Genomic DNA, 15,059 nt, shown 5'->3' with positions numbered 1-15,059 from the left:
CGCCGACTGTCTCGCGAGAGGGGAAAATCGGCAAGAGGGCAACAGGCGCTTTCTTTTCTTCGGCAAAGAGTTGCCCTATATATTTTAGGCAATGCCTTAGGACTCCCGCAGGCATGGATGGCCTGATAAGACACGCTTCATGATACCTAATTTCGCGCTCTCGCTCTCTTTCGAAGGCATCGCCCTGCTACGGCGCATGGGCCCCCGATGGGCCCGGATCGACGATGTTCCGCTCGATGATCCGGATTTCGATTCCCGCGTGATCGCCCTGCGCGACCGCGCCGAAAGCCTTGACCCGACCGGCGCCCAGGTGGCGCTGATCATCCCGAACGAGCAGATCCGCTACCTCGACCAGCCCGACCTGGGCGGGGACGAAACGGCGCGCGACATCGCCATCCGCACCTCGCTGGACGGCGCGACACCCTATGCCGTGTCCGAGCTGAAATACGACTATGTCGTGACCGACGGGCGTCTGCAGATCGCCGCTGTCGCGATCGAAACGCTGGACGAGGCGCAGAGCTTTGCCGTCGAACACGGGTTCGATCCGGTCAGCTTCATGGCGCAGGCCCCCGAGGGGGCGTTCGACTCGGCGGTCTTCTTCGGCAAGGCCAAGGGGTGGAGCAAAGCCGCCTCGCGTCCCGCGCGGGCCATCAGCATCGTCGAGGCCGACGAGACCGCATTGCAGCCGCTGCCCAAGCCGGAACTGGTTGCCCCCGCCGCGCCGAAACCGCATGCGGCAAAGCCGGACACCCCCAAGCCCGAGGCCGCGCAACCCGAAACGCCCAAGCCGACAGCTCGGCCCGCCGCAACGCCGGACGCGCCACGTGCCGCCCCGGCCCCGAAATCCGCTACGCCGACCGAAACGCCCGCTCCGACCGCGAAACCGGACGAGAGCGCGCAACCGGCGGCGCCCAAGGCGGACGCCCCGGCACCCGAGGCACAGGCCCCCAAAGCGCCCGCCCCGCAGGCCCCGGCACCAAAGCCGACCACCGGTGTGTCGGCGCCAAAGGCTCCGGCGCCCAAAATGGCAGAGCCCTCTGTCCCGGCGGCCCCCAAGGCACCGTCGGCGCCGCCACGACCCGCGACAGCATCCCCTTCTCCGGCTCCGAAGGCGCCCGCAATCCCGTCCCCGGGTCCCGCTGGCCAAGGCGCACCAAAGGCCCCGGCGGTTCCGGCCAGATCCGCCCCGGCGCCGAAAGCCCCTCAGGCACCCGGGCAGCCGACTGCACAGGCGCCGGCGCCGCGTCCCGCCGCACAGGTGCAGCAGCCCAAGCCCCCTGCCGTCCCGGCCGAGCCCGACGCAGAGCGGCCCTACACATTTTCGACCATCCGGGCGACGCGTCCCGGTGCAACGGGAGCATCAGACGATGCCACCGCGCCGCGTCCGCCTGTCACGGGCGAACTGAAAGCGCGGTTTACGCCCGTCGCTCCGTCCGCGGACAGCAAGACAGAGATGCCGGATCAACCCGCCAAGTCACCGGCCCCCAAGGCGCGCACCGGGTTCTTTTCGGCACCCACGGCCTCTGCCTTGCTGGCGCAAGCCTCTGCCGCCGCGGACGAGGCCGAGGCAGCGCGACCCGCTGGCGGCACCGCCGCCCCGGCAGCCGCGCAGGCTAAGCGCCCGGTCCTGCCGCCCAAGCTGAAAGGCAAGACCAAGGCTGCGGCGAAACCCGGCGTCAAACCCATCCCGAAAGTGGCCGCCGCCCGCGCCGCAGGGCTTGCCGCCACGCCCGCCCGCGAGGCCAAGGAAGACGAATTCCTCGCCACGCCCGCCGCCGCGCGCAAAGCCGTTCCGGCAGCAGGCAAGGGGCAAAAGCCCGGCGGCATGCCGCGTCCGAGCCCCCTGGCCAAGCTGGCCGCCCTGCGCGGCCCCCAGGGGCAGGACCGCATTGGTGGACCGGCCGTGACCGGGGCGGGCAGCGCAGGTGCCGCCGCGATCCCCGCCGGAATGGCCTTCAACCAGCCAAGCGAACGCGACCGCATGACGGTTTTCGGCGCGCGCGACCGGGACATGACCGGCGGCAAGCCGCGATACCTGGGCCTGATGCTCACCGCGATCCTGCTGCTGTTCCTGGCCGGTGTTGCGGCCTGGGCCACCGTCTTTCTTGACGACGGGCTGGCGCGGCTGTTCCGCTCGGCCGACGAACCGGCCAGCGCGATTGCCTCGCTGCCCGATGGCGATACCGATGTGGCTCCGGCCCCGGGCGACGACGGCGTGATCCTCGAATCCGCGACACCTCCGGCCAGCGCGGCACCCGCGATTTCTGCGCGCCCCGTGGCGCGCCCCGAAGGAGAGGTCCAGATCGCGGCATTCGACCCGCCCGCAACCGCGCCCGATCCACTGGTCGCGCCGCTGGCTGTCCCGACAGATCCGCGCCAGCTGACCCCCGAAGAGGCGGCGGCCAGCTATGCCGCCTCGGGCATCTGGCAGCGCGCGCCCGCCAAGCCGCACCGCCCGCCCGAGGACGGGGTCGATGATGTCTATGCCGCCTCGATCGACCCGAACATCCAGATTTTCGATGCCGTCGCCCTGCCCCAGTCCAAAGACCTGGCCCGAGAGCCCGACTTCCAGGATCCGGGCCTGCCGCCGCCTGCCGGGCTGACCTTCGACTTCGACGAGCGTGATCTTATTCGGGCCACCCCCGAGGGCGCGCTGACGCCGGACGGGCTGCGCATCTTTACCGGCCGTCCCCCGGTCATCCCGCCGCTGCGCGGCGAAGTGGCCGTGGGTCCGGACCCCGAGCTTGACGCACCCGGCGCGATCCGCACGCGGCTGAACGCCATGCCGCGCATCCGTCCGCAGACCCGGCCCGACGACCTGATGGAACTGCGCGAGCGCAGCCAGCTGGGCGGCATTTCCCGGTCGGAACTGGCGGCGATCCGCCCCGTGATGCGTCCGCCCACGGCGCAGGAACAGGCCGAGATCGACGCCCCGGAGGCAACGGACCAGGCGGTGCGCCGCTCTCTGGTTCCGGTTGGCCGGCCGCGCAACATGGCCGCCATCGTCGACAACGCGGACCGCAGCCTTGTGCCTGCGGAACCGGTGCAGACCGCCGCCGCCGTGGCGCCGCGCACCGTCGCCCCGCAGGTGCCCTCCAGCGCCAGCGTCGCCCGAGCCGCCACTTCGACCAATGCGATCAACCTGAAAAAGATCAACCTGATCGGCGTCTACGGCACTGCGGAAAACCGCCGCGCCCTGGTGCGCCTGGCCAATGGCAAGTACCAGAAGGTCAAGGTTGGGGACCGGCTGGACGGTGGCCGCGTGACCGCCATCGGCGAAGAGGCCCTGCGCTATACCAAGGGCAGCCGCAACCTGACGCTGACCATGCCGCAGACCTGAGCCGGTTTGCCCTTTACGGCGGGCCGACCGGCACGCATCATCCCCGCATGACCAAAGCTGTGCGCAAAACTCACGCACAAGAAGGGCAAATCATGCGGGAAAGACGCACCCCTCTGGATGAAACGGACATAGCCCTGCTGGACGCGGTCCAGCGGGACGGCCAGGCCACGGCGCAGCAACTGGGAGACCGGCTGCACCTGTCGGCCAGCCAGGCGGGGCGTCGGCGGCAACGCCTGGAAGAGGCGCAGGTGATCCAGGGCTACAGCGCGCGGCTGGACCCTGAAAAGCTGGGCCTCGACGTGCAGGCCTTTGTCCAGGTGCAACTTGCCCGCCACGGTGCCGAGGAAGGAATGGGGTTTTCCCGCCTCCTCCGCCTGCGTCCCGAGATCGTCTCGGCCTGGACCATGACCGGCGAGGCGGACTACCTGCTCCGGGTCTATTGCCCCGACCTGCCGGCGCTCAACACGCTGATCCACGAGGTGCTGCTGGCGCATCCGGTGGTGGCCCGGGTGCATTCGCAGATCGTCATGGATCAACCGAAACCCGACGCGCCGCTGCCGATCGGCTAAGACCTGCGAGGAGGACCAGGCATGGAGACATTGCGGGGCAGCGTCCTGACCGAAAGCGGATGGATCGCCGGAGAGCTTGGCTTTGCGCACCGCGTGGACAGGATCGAGGGGCAGCCGACAGAAACGCCAGAACCACCCTTTGTCCTGCCCGGCTTTGTCGACCTGCATGTGCATGGCGGTGGCGGCGCGGACATGATGGCCGGGGTCGAGGCGATCCGCACAGCCGCCCAGCTGCATGCCCGGCATGGCACGACCGCGATGCTTGCCACCTCCGTCACCGCGCCCTTTGCCGAGATCGAGAGCTTCCTTGGGGCCGTCGGGTCCGCGATGGCGGCGGACTGGCCCGGCGCGGCCCGCGTGCTGGGCGCACATCTTGAAGGCCCTTTCCTCAACCCAGACAAGCTGGGTGCCCAGCCGGATTTCGCCGTGGCGGCGGATGTAGACGCCCTGCGCCGCTGGCTGACGCTGGCCCCGGTACGGGTGATGACCCTGGCGCCGGAAATGGACCCGGATGACCAGGTGATCGCCGCCGCGCAGGCGGCGGGGGTCAGGGTGCAGCTGGGGCACTCTCTCTGCGACTATGCCCGCGCGGCCGCCTGCCTGCAGGCGGGCTGCGGCGTGACACATCTGTTCAACGCGATGAGCCCGGCGGCGCATCGCGGCAACGGGCTGGCAGGTGCGGCGCTGGCCCATGCCGATTATGCCGAGATCATCCCGGACCTGCTGCATGTGGAACCTGGGGCCATCCTGGCCGCGCGTCGGGCGATCCCGGGGCTTTACGGCGTGACGGATGCCACAGCGGGCGCAGGGATGCCGGACGGGATGTTTCGCCTGGGCGCGCAGCACGTCCACAAGACCGAAGGCGCCATGCGGTTGGCGGATGGCACGCTGGCGGGGTCCGCCCTGACGATGGACCAGGCACTGCGCAACCTGGTCAGCATCGGCTTGCCTCTGGCCGAGGCGGCGGCGCGGCTTGCCACCTTGCCCGCCGACTGGATCGGACGCACCGACATTGGCCGCATTCGCGTTGGCGCCGCTGCCGACCTGGTGGTTCTGGACGAGGCGCTGGACCTCACGCGTGTCTATATCTGCGGTCAGCCCCTGCCCGTCTGAGCGCAACAGGCGCTAGAACGGCACGTCGTCGGCCGCGTGGATGAACCGTGCCACAACCTTCTTGGTGCCCGCCTTCTCGAATTCGATTTCCAGCTTGTCACCCTCGATCCCAAGGATCGTACCGTAACCGAATTTCTGGTGAAAGACACGCTCTCCCACCGTGTGGGCCGAAACGGCGTCCAGGTCGATCACCTGGCTGCGGCTCTCGCGCGGCTGGCTGATCGGGCGTTCTCCCTGGCGGGATTGCAGGCGCTTCCAGCCCGGGGAATTGTAGACATTGGCCTCTGCCGCGCGGCTTTCCAGCCCCGAGGACATGCCGCCCATGCCCCCCATGCCACCCGCGGCACCGTAGCCACCGCCATACAGGCCCGGCGGCGTCAGAACTTCGACGTGCTCTTCGGGCAGTTCGTCGACAAAGCGCGATGGCATCTGTGACTGCCACTGGCCAAAGACCCGCCGGTTGCCCGCGAAAGAGATGGTACAGACCTCTTCGGCGCGGGTGATGCCGACATAGGCCAGGCGCCGTTCCTCTTCGAGGCCCTTGACCCCGCTTTCATCCATGCTGCGCTGCGAGGGGAACAGCCCGTCTTCCCAGCCCGGCAGGAAGACCACCGGAAATTCCAGCCCCTTGGCCGCGTGCAGCGTCATGATCGAAACCTTGGCCCCCTCGGCGTCGGATTCGTTGTCCATGACCAGGCTGACGTGTTCCAGGAAACCTTGCAGGTTCTCGAAGCTTTCCAGTGCCTTGACCAGTTCCTTGAGGTTTTCCAGGCGGCCCGGCGCCTCGGGCGTCTTGTCGTTCTGCCACATGGTCGTGTAGCCGGACTCGTCAAGGATGATCTCGGCCAATTCCATGTGGCTGAGATCCTTGTCCCCGGTCATGCGGCCCCAGCGGGCAAGACCGACCACAAGCTCCCCCAGCGCCTTGGCGCCCTTGCCCTTGATCGCCCCCTGTTCCACCGCCAGCGCCGCGCCGTCCAGCAGGCTGACACCGTTTTCGCGGGCGATACGCTGGATGGTCTGCTGCGCCTTGTCGCCAAGGCCGCGTTTCGGCGTGTTGACGATGCGCTCAAAGGCGAGGTCATCGGTGGGCGAGACCACCAGCCGGAAATAGGCCATCGCGTCCCTGATCTCCATCCGCTCGTAAAAGCGGGGGCCGCCGATGACACGATAGGGCAGGCCGATGGTCAGGAAGCGGTCCTCGAAGGCGCGCATCTGGTGCGAGGCGCGAACGAGGATCGCCATGTCGTCAAGGCTGTAGGGGCGCATCCCCCGCGTGCCGCCCTGCATGGATTCGATTTCCTCGCCGATCCAGCGGGCCTCTTCCTCGCCGTCCCAATGGCCGATCAGGCGGACCTTCCTGCCCTTGCCCTCCTTGGTCCAGAGTTTCTTACCTAAACGTTCTGTGTTTCCATGAATCACGCCGTTGGCCGCAGCCAAGATATGCTCAGTCGAACGATAGTTCTGCTCCAGCCGCACCACATGCGCGCCGGGAAAATCCTTTTCGAACCGCAGGATGTTGCCCACCTCGGCGCCGCGCCAGCCATAGATCGACTGGTCGTCGTCGCCCACGCAGCAGATGTTCTTGTGCCCGCTCGCCAGCAGGCGCAGCCAGAGATACTGCGCCACGTTGGTATCCTGGTATTCGTCCACGAGGATGTAGCGGAACCAGCGCTGGTATTTTTCCAGGATGTCCGGGTGGGTCTGGAAGATGGTGACCACATGCAACAGCAGGTCACCGAAATCGACGGCGTTCAGTTCCAGCAGGCGGCGCTGGTAGGCGGCATAAAGCTCTGGCCCGCGATGGTTGTAGGCGCCCGCGTCAGAGGCGGGGATCTTGTCCGGCGTCAGAGCGCGGTTCTTCCAGCCGTCGATGATATTGGCCAGTTGCCGCGCGGGCCAACGCTTGTCGTCGATGCCCTCTGCCTGGACCAGCTGCTTGAGCAGGCGCAACTGGTCATCGGTGTCGAGGATGGTGAAGTTCGACTTCAGGTGCGGGCCTGCGCCTTCGACCACCGAATCGGCGTCGTCGGTGATCAGCTCCGCGTGGCGACGCAGCAGCTTCACGCAGATCGAGTGGAAGGTGCCCAGCCAGGGCATCCCCTCGACCGTCTGGCCCAGCATCCCCGAGATGCGATTCTTCATCTCGCGGGCGGCCTTGTTGGTGAAGGTGACCGAGAGGATCTCGTTAGGGCGGGCGCGGCCGGTGTTCAACAGGTGCACCACGCGGGCAGTCAGCGCCTTGGTCTTGCCAGTGCCGGCGCCGGCCAGCATCAGGACAGGCCCGTCGAGCGTTTCCACCGCCTCGCGCTGCGCGGGGTTCAGCTCGTCCAGGTAGGGGGCCGGGCGCGCGGCCATTGCGCGCGCCGACAGCGAGGACGCCTCGAATGCGTCGAATTCATCGAAACTGCTCATGACGCCAATCTAGCGTCAATGCGCGCGCAGGGAAAGCCGTGTTCGCCTTGTGTTCCTTGCCCCGGCGCGGATTTTCAGGCCCCGCCGGGTTCTGCCTGCGCTCAGGCGTGCATGGCCACCTCTGTCGGCATGACAGGTTTTCGCCGCGTGGTCGAGAAGACCGGCAGCGGCACCTCTTGGGCCGGCTTTGGCGCGGCATCGGCGCGCACCGGGGTCATCTTGCAAGCCGCGCGGCCCGCGAGCGAGGCCTGCGCCATGCGCGCCACCATGCGCGGGGACACGCGCCCGTCCAACACGCAATGCAGCGAGGTCACGGCGTCGGAATAGAGATCCGTCGCCTCCCCCACGTCACGGGCCAGCATCAAGGTGACAAGCCGCGGATTGCGGCGCTGTGCCAGCGCGGTCAGCGCCGCGATTCGTTCCGGACCGCAGTCATCGTCCAGCACCAGCACATCGACCACCGCCCGTTTCAGACAGGTTTCAGCCACGGCATGACTGCCGGACCCGGTGACGTGAATCCCCGCCTCCAGAAAGGCGATCTGGCTGCGTTCAAGCCGGGTGGCATCGTGGTCGACGATCATCGCGTGCATGGGCTGTCCTTTCCGTGTCGATGCCCACACACTCCGTCACGGCACTTAAAATAAGTTGAAGATTTGAGGCGAATGCAGGCCAGCCCGCTTGCGGACCACGGCTTTCCGACGCCAGATACCCGCATGGACCTGCACAGCCGCTACATGACTGTCGCCGATCTGCGCCGCGCCGCGCAAAGACGCGTGCCGCGATTCGCCTGGGCCTACCTGGACACGGCGACGGGAACAGAGGCCACCGCCCGGCGCAATCGCGCGGCGCTCGATTCGGTCCTGTTCACGCCCTCGATCCTCGACGGCGAGGTTGTCCCGGATTTCGCTGTCTCCCTGTTCGGGGAAACCCACCCCCTGCCCTTCGGCATGGCGCCCGTGGGCCAGTCCGGGCTGCTTTGGCCCGGCGCCGAACGGATGCTGGCACGCGCGGCGACAGCGGCCGGCCTGCCCTACACTCTGTCAACCGTGGCCAATGCCACGCCCGAGGAGGTCGGCCCCGAGACCGGCGGCAAGGGCTGGTTCCAGCTTTACCCGCCGCGCGACCCCGAGATGCGGCGCGACATGTTGGCGCGTGCGAAGGCCAGCGGCTTTCACGTTTTGGTGGTGACGGTGGATGTGCCCGTGGCCTCGCGCCGGGAACGGCAGGTCAAGGGCGGGCTGGTTCAGCCACCCCGGATCACGCCCCGGATCGCGCTGCAATGTGCGATGCGCCCTGCCTGGTCCCTGGCCCGCCTGCGCGCCGGGATGCCGCGAATGAAGACGCTGGACCGCTATTCGCAGGACATGGCCAGCCGAGACCCGACCGCGCACATCGGCTACCTGCTGCGCACGGCGCCGGACTGGGACTACCTGCGTTGGCTGCGCGAGGCCTGGGACGGGCCGCTGGTGGTCAAGGGTGTGCTCAAAGCCGAGGACGCAGAACGGCTTGAGCGCGAAGGCGTGGATGCGATCTGGGTCTCGAACCACGGCGGGCGGCAGTTCGACGGGGCGCGCGGCGCGGCCTCTTGCCTGCCCGCAGTGCGGGCCGCCACGCAGTTGCCGGTGATCTTCGACAGTGGAATCGAGGGCGGGCTGGACATCCTGAGGGCCGTGGCACTGGGTGCGGATTTCGTCATGCTGGGCCGGGCCTGGCACTATGCCGTTTGCGCGCTTGGCGCTGCGGGCCCCGCGCATCTGGTGGAAATGCTGCGCCGCGACATGGTGGCCAATATCGGGCAGCTGGGTGCCGCGCGGCCTGTCGATCTGCGCGGGAAAGCCGAGTTTGCAAACTCGACCGTCGCGCGGGAATAATTTGCAAACCCCCCTTGCGCTGCGTCGCGGCATCCTCTCAAAGTAATAATATTGCGCAAAACACGCGCAGCTGTGCCGGAGAAGGACCCTCGACACATGGCAGATTTTGAAAAGATCCTGGTAGCGAACCGGGGCGAAATCGCGATCCGCATCATGCGTGCGGCGAACGAGATGGGGAAGAAGACGGTGGCCGTCTTCGCGGAGGAAGACAAGCTGGGGCTGCACCGCTTCAAGGCGGATGAGGCCTATCGCATCGGCGAAGGGCTTGGCCCCGTTCAGGCCTATCTGTCGATCGAAGAGATCATCCGCGTGGCCAAGGCCTCGGGCGCCGACGCGATCCACCCGGGCTATGGCCTGCTGTCGGAAAACCCCGATTTCGTGGATGCCTGCACCGCGGCCGGCATCACCTTTATCGGGCCCAAGGCCGAAACCATGCGCGCCCTGGGCGACAAGGCCAGCGCCCGCAAGGTGGCTGTTCAGGCCGGCGTGCCCGTGATCCCCGCGACCGAGGTGTTGGGCGACGATTTCGAGGCCATCGCCAAAGAGGCGGAGGAGATCGGTTATCCGCTGATGCTCAAGGCCTCTTGGGGCGGCGGCGGGCGGGGCATGCGCCCGATCGAAGGCCCCAAGGAACTCAAGGACAAGGTGCTTGAAGGCCGGCGCGAGGCCGAAGCCGCCTTTGGCAACGGCGAGGGCTATCTTGAAAAGATGATCACCCGCGCCCGCCACGTCGAGGTGCAGATTCTCGGCGACAAGCAGGGCAACATCTACCACCTCTATGAGCGCGACTGTTCCGTGCAGCGGCGCAACCAGAAAGTCGTGGAGCGCGCCCCTGCCCCCTACCTGTCCGAGGCGCAGCGCGAAGAGTTGTGCGAGCTCGGCCGCAAAATCTGCGCCCATGTGAACTATGAATGCGCGGGCACCGTCGAATTCCTGATGGATATGGAATCGGGCAAGTTCTACTTCATCGAAGTGAACCCCCGCGTGCAGGTGGAACATACCGTTACCGAAGAGGTCACGGGCATCGACATCGTGCAGGCACAGATCCTGATCGCCGAGGGCAAGTCTCTGGCCGAGGCCACCGGCAAGGCGTCGCAGTACGATATCCGCCTGATGGGCCACGCACTGCAGACCCGGATCACGACCGAGGACCCGTCCAACAACTTCATTCCCGACTATGGCCGGATCACCGCCTTCCGCTCGGCAACGGGCATGGGCATCCGCCTGGACGGCGGCACCGCCTACGCGGGCGGCGTCATCACCCGGTTCTACGATTCGCTGCTGGTCAAGGTGACGGCCAAGGCCCCGACGCCGGAAAAGGCCATCGCCCGGATGGACCGGGCGCTGCGCGAATTCCGTATCCGGGGCGTGACCACGAACATCGAGTTCGTGATCAACCTGCTGAAACACCCGACGTTCCTGAACAACCAGTACACGACCAAGTTCATCGACACGACGCCGGAGCTGTTCGACTTCAAGAAGCGGCGCGACCGCGGCACAAAGGTGCTGACCTATATCGCGGATATCACGGTGAACGGTCACCCCGAGGTGCAGGGCCGTGCCATGCCGCACCCGGACCTGAAACCTGCGCGCCCGCCGAAGGTGCCGCTGGAGACGCCGCCCGCAGGCACCAAGACCCTGCTGGACGAACAAGGCCCGCAAGCGGTCGCCGACTGGCTGGCAGCACAGAAACAGGTGCTGATCACCGACACTACCATGCGGGATGGGCACCAGTCGCTCTTGGCGACGCGGATGCGCAGCCTCGACATGATCCAGGTGGCGCCGGCCTATGCGCACAAGTTGCCGCAGCTTTTCAGCGTCGAATGCTGGGGCGGGGCGACCTTCGACGTGGCCTACCGCTTCTTGCAGGAATGCCCCTGGCAGCGCCTGCGCGACCTGCGCGAGCGGATGCCGAACCTGATGACGCAGATGCTGCTGCGCGGTGCCAACGGGGTGGGCTATACCAACTATCCCGACAACGTTGTGCAGTTCTTTGTCAAACAGGCGGCCGAAACCGGCGTCGACGTCTTCCGCGTCTTCGACAGCCTCAACTGGGTCGAGAACATGCGCGTCGCAATGGACGCGGTGCTGGAAACCAACAAGATCTGCGAAGGCACGGTCTGCTATACCGGCGACATCCTCGATCCCGACCGGGCCAAGTACGACCTGAAATACTATGTCGCGATGGGCAAGGAACTGCGCGACGCGGGCGCACATATCCTTGGCCTCAAGGACATGGCCGGTCTCTTGAAACCCAATGCGGCGGCGGCACTGGTCAAGACGCTCAAGGAAGAGGTTGGCCTGCCGATCCACTTCCACACGCATGACACCTCGGGTGCGGCCATCGCCACCATCATGGAAGCGGCCCGCGCCGGTGTGGACGCGGTGGACGCGGCAATGGATGCGCTCTCGGGCAACACCTCGCAGCCGACGCTGGGCTCGATCGTCGAGGGCCTGCGCTTTACCGAGCGCGACACAGGGTTGGACATGGCCGCGATCCGAGAGATCTCGAACTACTGGGAGGCGGTGCGCGGCCAGTACGCGGCCTTTGAATCGGGGATGCAGTCGCCCGCGTCGGAGGTCTACCTGCACGAGATGCCGGGCGGCCAGTTCACCAACCTCAAGGCGCAGGCACGGTCCCTGGGACTTGAGGAACGCTGGCACGAGGTGGCGCAGACCTATGCCGACGTGAACCAGATGTTCGGCGATATCGTCAAGGTCACGCCCTCGTCCAAGGTGGTGGGCGACATGGCCCTGATGATGGTCAGCCAGGGCCTGACCCGGGCCGATGTCGAGGACCCCAAGAAGGATCTCAGCTTCCCCGACTCGGTCATCGACATGATGAAAGGCAACCTTGGCCAACCCCCGGGCGGCTGGCCGAAGAAGATCCAGAAGAAGATCCTCAAGGACGACAAGCCCTTTACCGAACGTCCGGGCCTGAAGGCAGCGCCGATCAACATCGACGACGCCCGCAAGGAACTGGAAGGCAAGCTCGAAGGGGTCGTCTTCGACGACGAGGACCTGAACGGCTACCTGATGTATCCCAAGGTCTTTACCGACTACGCAGCCCGGCACGAGACCTACGGCCCGGTGCGCACCCTGCCTACACGGACCTTCTTTTACGGGATGGAGCCGGGCGAGGAGATCACCGCCGAGATCGACCCGGGCAAGACGCTGGAAATCCGCCTGCAGGCGGTGGGCGAAACCCATGACGATGGCGAGGTGCGGGTCTTCTTCGAGTTGAACGGCCAGCCGCGCACCATCCGCGTGCCTGACCGCAAGGCTCAAGGGTCCAGCGCGGCGCGCCCCAAGGCAGAGCTGGGCAACCCCTGCCACATCGGCGCCCCGATGCCGGGTGTGGTGGCGACGGTCGCCGTTTCTGTCGGCCAGCAGGTCAAGGAAGGCGACCTTCTGCTGACCATCGAGGCGATGAAGATGGAAACCGGCCTGCACGCCGAACGGGACGGCACCGTCAAGGCGGTGCATGTCACCCCGGGCGGCCAGATCGACGCCAAGGACCTGCTTGTCGAGCTGGAGTGAGTGCCGGCCTCATCCACGATCTGAGAACAGCCCCGCAAGGGGCTGTTTTTCTTTTCCCCTTCGGGATATCCACAACGTGACGGCACAGGGTCCCCGCCCTGTGGACAAGCCGATTTCACCCGACAGCCCAAGACGTTGCCGCATGCGGGTCCGACGGCTATGATCCCCCTGCTGACATTCCAGAATCGGGAAGGATTCCCGCATGCTCTTTCGCCGGACGACCGCCATGCTCTGCGCCCTGATGGCGCTTGCGCTTGCGGCCCGCGGCGCAACTGACCGAGAGATCCCCTTCGACACCCCCGGCCCGGTCATCGAGATCCCCGAGGACGCCCTGCCCCCGGGGGAGCTGGACGTGCTGAAGGTCCGCAGCAGCGACCCGGCGATGAACCGCGCCTTCGGGCTGGCCCGCGCGTCCTTGCCTGCCGCGCTCTCGGCCACGGAAAAGAAATACGGGTTCTTCTCGCCCTCGCTTGCGCTTTACGTTGCGGTGCGGGTCGATGACCCGGACAAGCGGATCGAATTCGTCTGGGTCGACAATATCCGGCGCAAGGGCAAAGGCTTCACCGGCAAGCTGGCCAGCCAGCCGCGTTTCATGCCCGGCAAACGCCTGCGCGCCCCGATCGACTTTCTGAACCCGCAGATCGCGGATTGGGCCGTGCAAGCCCGGGATGGACGCTATTACGGCTATTTCACCACGCGCGCGCGGCTGAAAAGCATCGAAGAGCCGCTGGCCACTGAATTGCGGGCCTTGCTGGTGGACACCCCCGTTCCGCAACTCTGGCAATAAGCCATGCACCTGGCCCTTGTCGCGATCCTTGTCCCCTCCTACGACGCGGGCCTTGCCTTTTTCGTCGACGGGCTTGGCTTTGACCTGATCGAGGACAGCGACCTAGGTGGCGGCAAACGCTGGGTGCGCGTGGCCCCGAAAGCTGCACAGACCCAGTTCCTTCTGGCCCGCGCCGTGGGCCCACAGCGCGACCATATCGGACAGCAAGGCGGTGGACGGGTCTGGCTGTTCCTGCACACGCAGGATTTTGCAGGTGATCGTGACCGACTGGTCGCTGCCGGCGCGCAGTTCGAAGAAGAGCCAAGGCACGAATCCTACGGCACCGTTGCCGTCTTTCGCGATCCTTTCGGCAATCGCTGGGACCTGATCGAACCCGCCGGGGACTGAGCCGCAGCACCTGTCAATTCTGCCAGTCTCGGGAAATCCCTACTGTCCTTTTCGACGCCGCTACGGCAAGACTGCTGGATTTCCTCGTCCGGCTGGAAGCAACGACCACAACCGAAGACGTCTGGGACCTGATCGTCTGCCTCGCCGACGGCATGGGGCTGGAGGTGGTCGATTATGTCTACGCCACTGATTTCCGAAACTGGGAGCAGGCGCAATTCATTCGCACGACGATCGACTCGCGCTGGTTCGACTACCTGCGCCGGTTTCCGCATATCCGGCACACCTCCGCCTTTCGGATGCATGGCTGCCGCTACCTGACCCCCATCATGGTGGGCGAGGAATACCTCGACGAGATGGGCGAGATTTCCGAGGACCGGCGCCGCCATGTCCGGATCGGCGCCGAGATGGGGATGCGGGCCGGGATCTCTATCCCGCTGCGCATGGGCGATCCGGGTCAGGCTGCGCTGATCACGCTTGGCGGTGATCTGGACAGGGCCGATTTCGACGCCCTGCTGGAACGGCACGGCTGGACCATCCACGCCGCCATGTTGAGCGCCCACACGCACTATACCGAGCTGTTCAAGCTGGAATTCATCGAGCGCAACCAACTGACCGACAAGCAGAAAGAGATGCTGCGACTGGTCGGACAGGGCCTGATGGACAAGCAGATCGCCCATGAACTGGGGATTTCGTTTTCCGCCGTGCGCCAGAGGATGGCCACGGTGCAGCAAAAGACCGGCGCACAGAACCGTGCCGACCTGGCGGCACTTGCGGCACGGGCCGGACTGGTCTCGGATCCGCTGCTGCGGGCGCATGGCGATGACCTGACGGTGTTCCTGTGCACCGGTGACGGCAAGACCGGGACAGAGGTCCGGCGCCCCGGTGCAAGCCCGCCCGCGGCCGCCGAATAGCCCAATGACAGGTGCACGGATCAAAAGCGACGGGCACTTGCATTTTCCTCTTGCACCCCCGCGCCGTAGAGGCTAATTCGGCGCTCACCATTTGGCACGCGGGCGTAGCTCAGGGGTAGAGCATAA

At 66.4% G+C, this 15,059-nt stretch carries 10 protein-coding genes; 8 read left to right on the top strand and 2 right to left on the bottom strand.

Going from position 1 to position 15,059, the window contains the following annotated elements:
- The first annotated feature begins 139 nt into the window (after positions 1-139).
- The 3 genes from PVW46_RS04935 (at position 140) to PVW46_RS04925 (ending at position 5,022) form a co-directional block, all read left to right on the top strand.
- Positions 140-3,340 (top strand): hypothetical protein, encoded by a 3,201-nt coding sequence (locus PVW46_RS04935; RefSeq protein ID WP_139132335.1) that lies wholly within the window; start codon positions 140-142, stop codon positions 3,338-3,340.
- 92 nt (positions 3,341-3,432) lie between these two features.
- Positions 3,433-3,909 carry an Lrp/AsnC family transcriptional regulator gene (locus PVW46_RS04930; RefSeq protein WP_069209949.1) on the top strand — a complete coding sequence of 159 codons (477 nt, stop codon included), beginning with the start codon at positions 3,433-3,435 and terminating at the stop codon, positions 3,907-3,909.
- 21 nt (positions 3,910-3,930) lie between these two features.
- Positions 3,931-5,022, top strand: a complete 1,092-nt coding sequence (locus tag PVW46_RS04925) for an N-acetylglucosamine-6-phosphate deacetylase (RefSeq protein ID WP_069209950.1) — start codon at positions 3,931-3,933, stop codon at positions 5,020-5,022.
- Positions 5,023-5,034: 12 nt separating this feature from the next.
- Here the strand turns inward: PVW46_RS04925 and PVW46_RS04920 are convergent, their stop codons facing one another.
- Together PVW46_RS04920 and PVW46_RS04915 are read right to left on the bottom strand one after the other, a co-directional pair.
- On the bottom strand, positions 5,035-7,437 hold the full coding sequence (locus PVW46_RS04920; RefSeq protein WP_069209951.1) for an ATP-dependent helicase: 2,403 nt from the start codon (positions 7,435-7,437) through the stop codon (positions 5,035-5,037).
- Between the two features lie 101 nt (positions 7,438-7,538).
- Entirely contained in the window at positions 7,539-8,027 is a 489-nt protein-coding gene (locus PVW46_RS04915) for a hypothetical protein (protein WP_069209952.1), read from the bottom strand.
- Between the two features lie 123 nt (positions 8,028-8,150).
- Here PVW46_RS04915 and PVW46_RS04910 point away from each other — a divergent pair, with 123 nt between their 5' ends.
- From PVW46_RS04910 to PVW46_RS04890, 5 genes are all read left to right on the top strand, one after another.
- A complete protein-coding gene (locus PVW46_RS04910; RefSeq protein WP_069210089.1) occupies positions 8,151-9,308 on the top strand; it encodes an alpha-hydroxy acid oxidase in 1,158 nt (385 codons plus the stop codon).
- Between the two features lie 96 nt (positions 9,309-9,404).
- Positions 9,405-12,848, top strand: a complete 3,444-nt coding sequence (pyc, locus tag PVW46_RS04905; RefSeq protein WP_274574997.1) for a pyruvate carboxylase — start codon at positions 9,405-9,407, stop codon at positions 12,846-12,848.
- 202 nt (positions 12,849-13,050) lie between these two features.
- Complete coding sequence (locus tag PVW46_RS04900; protein WP_069209954.1) at positions 13,051-13,635, top strand: DUF2314 domain-containing protein; 585 nt, start codon at positions 13,051-13,053, stop codon at positions 13,633-13,635.
- 3 nt (positions 13,636-13,638) lie between these two features.
- Positions 13,639-14,022: a VOC family protein gene (locus PVW46_RS04895; RefSeq protein WP_069209955.1), complete on the top strand. Its 384-nt coding sequence runs from the start codon at positions 13,639-13,641 to the stop codon at positions 14,020-14,022.
- The gene (locus PVW46_RS04890) at positions 13,947-14,933 is read left to right on the top strand and encodes a helix-turn-helix transcriptional regulator (protein ID WP_338020520.1); all 987 of its coding nucleotides are present in this window, start codon (positions 13,947-13,949) and stop codon (positions 14,931-14,933) included. Before PVW46_RS04895 ends, PVW46_RS04890 begins: the two co-directional genes overlap by 76 nt.
- The last annotated feature ends 126 nt before the right edge of the window (positions 14,934-15,059 follow it).

The organism is Mameliella sp. AT18 (assembly GCF_028807275.1).
In the GTDB taxonomy this organism is placed as follows: Bacteria; Pseudomonadota; Alphaproteobacteria; order Rhodobacterales; family Rhodobacteraceae; genus Antarctobacter; species Antarctobacter albus.
The sequence above is the reverse complement of the archived record's forward strand: the minus strand, read 5'-3'. Positions and strand labels throughout refer to the sequence as shown.

Bases quoted from the DNA above. Each gene is read 5' to 3' on its own strand.
- PVW46_RS04925 (WP_069209950.1), top strand. From the start codon at position 3,931: ATGGAGACATTGCGGGGCAGCGTCCTGACCGAAAGCGGATGGATCGCC.
- PVW46_RS04900 (WP_069209954.1), top strand. From the start codon at position 13,051: ATGCTCTTTCGCCGGACGACCGCCATGCTCTGCGCCCTGATGGCGCTT.
- PVW46_RS04920 (WP_069209951.1), bottom strand. From the start codon at position 7,437: ATGAGCAGTTTCGATGAATTCGACGCATTCGAGGCGTCCTCGCTGTCG.
- PVW46_RS04910 (WP_069210089.1), top strand. From the start codon at position 8,151: ATGGACCTGCACAGCCGCTACATGACTGTCGCCGATCTGCGCCGCGCC.
- PVW46_RS04930 (WP_069209949.1), top strand. From the start codon at position 3,433: ATGCGGGAAAGACGCACCCCTCTGGATGAAACGGACATAGCCCTGCTG.
- PVW46_RS04935 (WP_139132335.1), top strand. From the start codon at position 140: ATGATACCTAATTTCGCGCTCTCGCTCTCTTTCGAAGGCATCGCCCTG.
- pyc (WP_274574997.1), top strand. From the start codon at position 9,405: ATGGCAGATTTTGAAAAGATCCTGGTAGCGAACCGGGGCGAAATCGCG.
- PVW46_RS04915 (WP_069209952.1), bottom strand. From the start codon at position 8,027: ATGCACGCGATGATCGTCGACCACGATGCCACCCGGCTTGAACGCAGC.
- PVW46_RS04895 (WP_069209955.1), top strand. From the start codon at position 13,639: ATGCACCTGGCCCTTGTCGCGATCCTTGTCCCCTCCTACGACGCGGGC.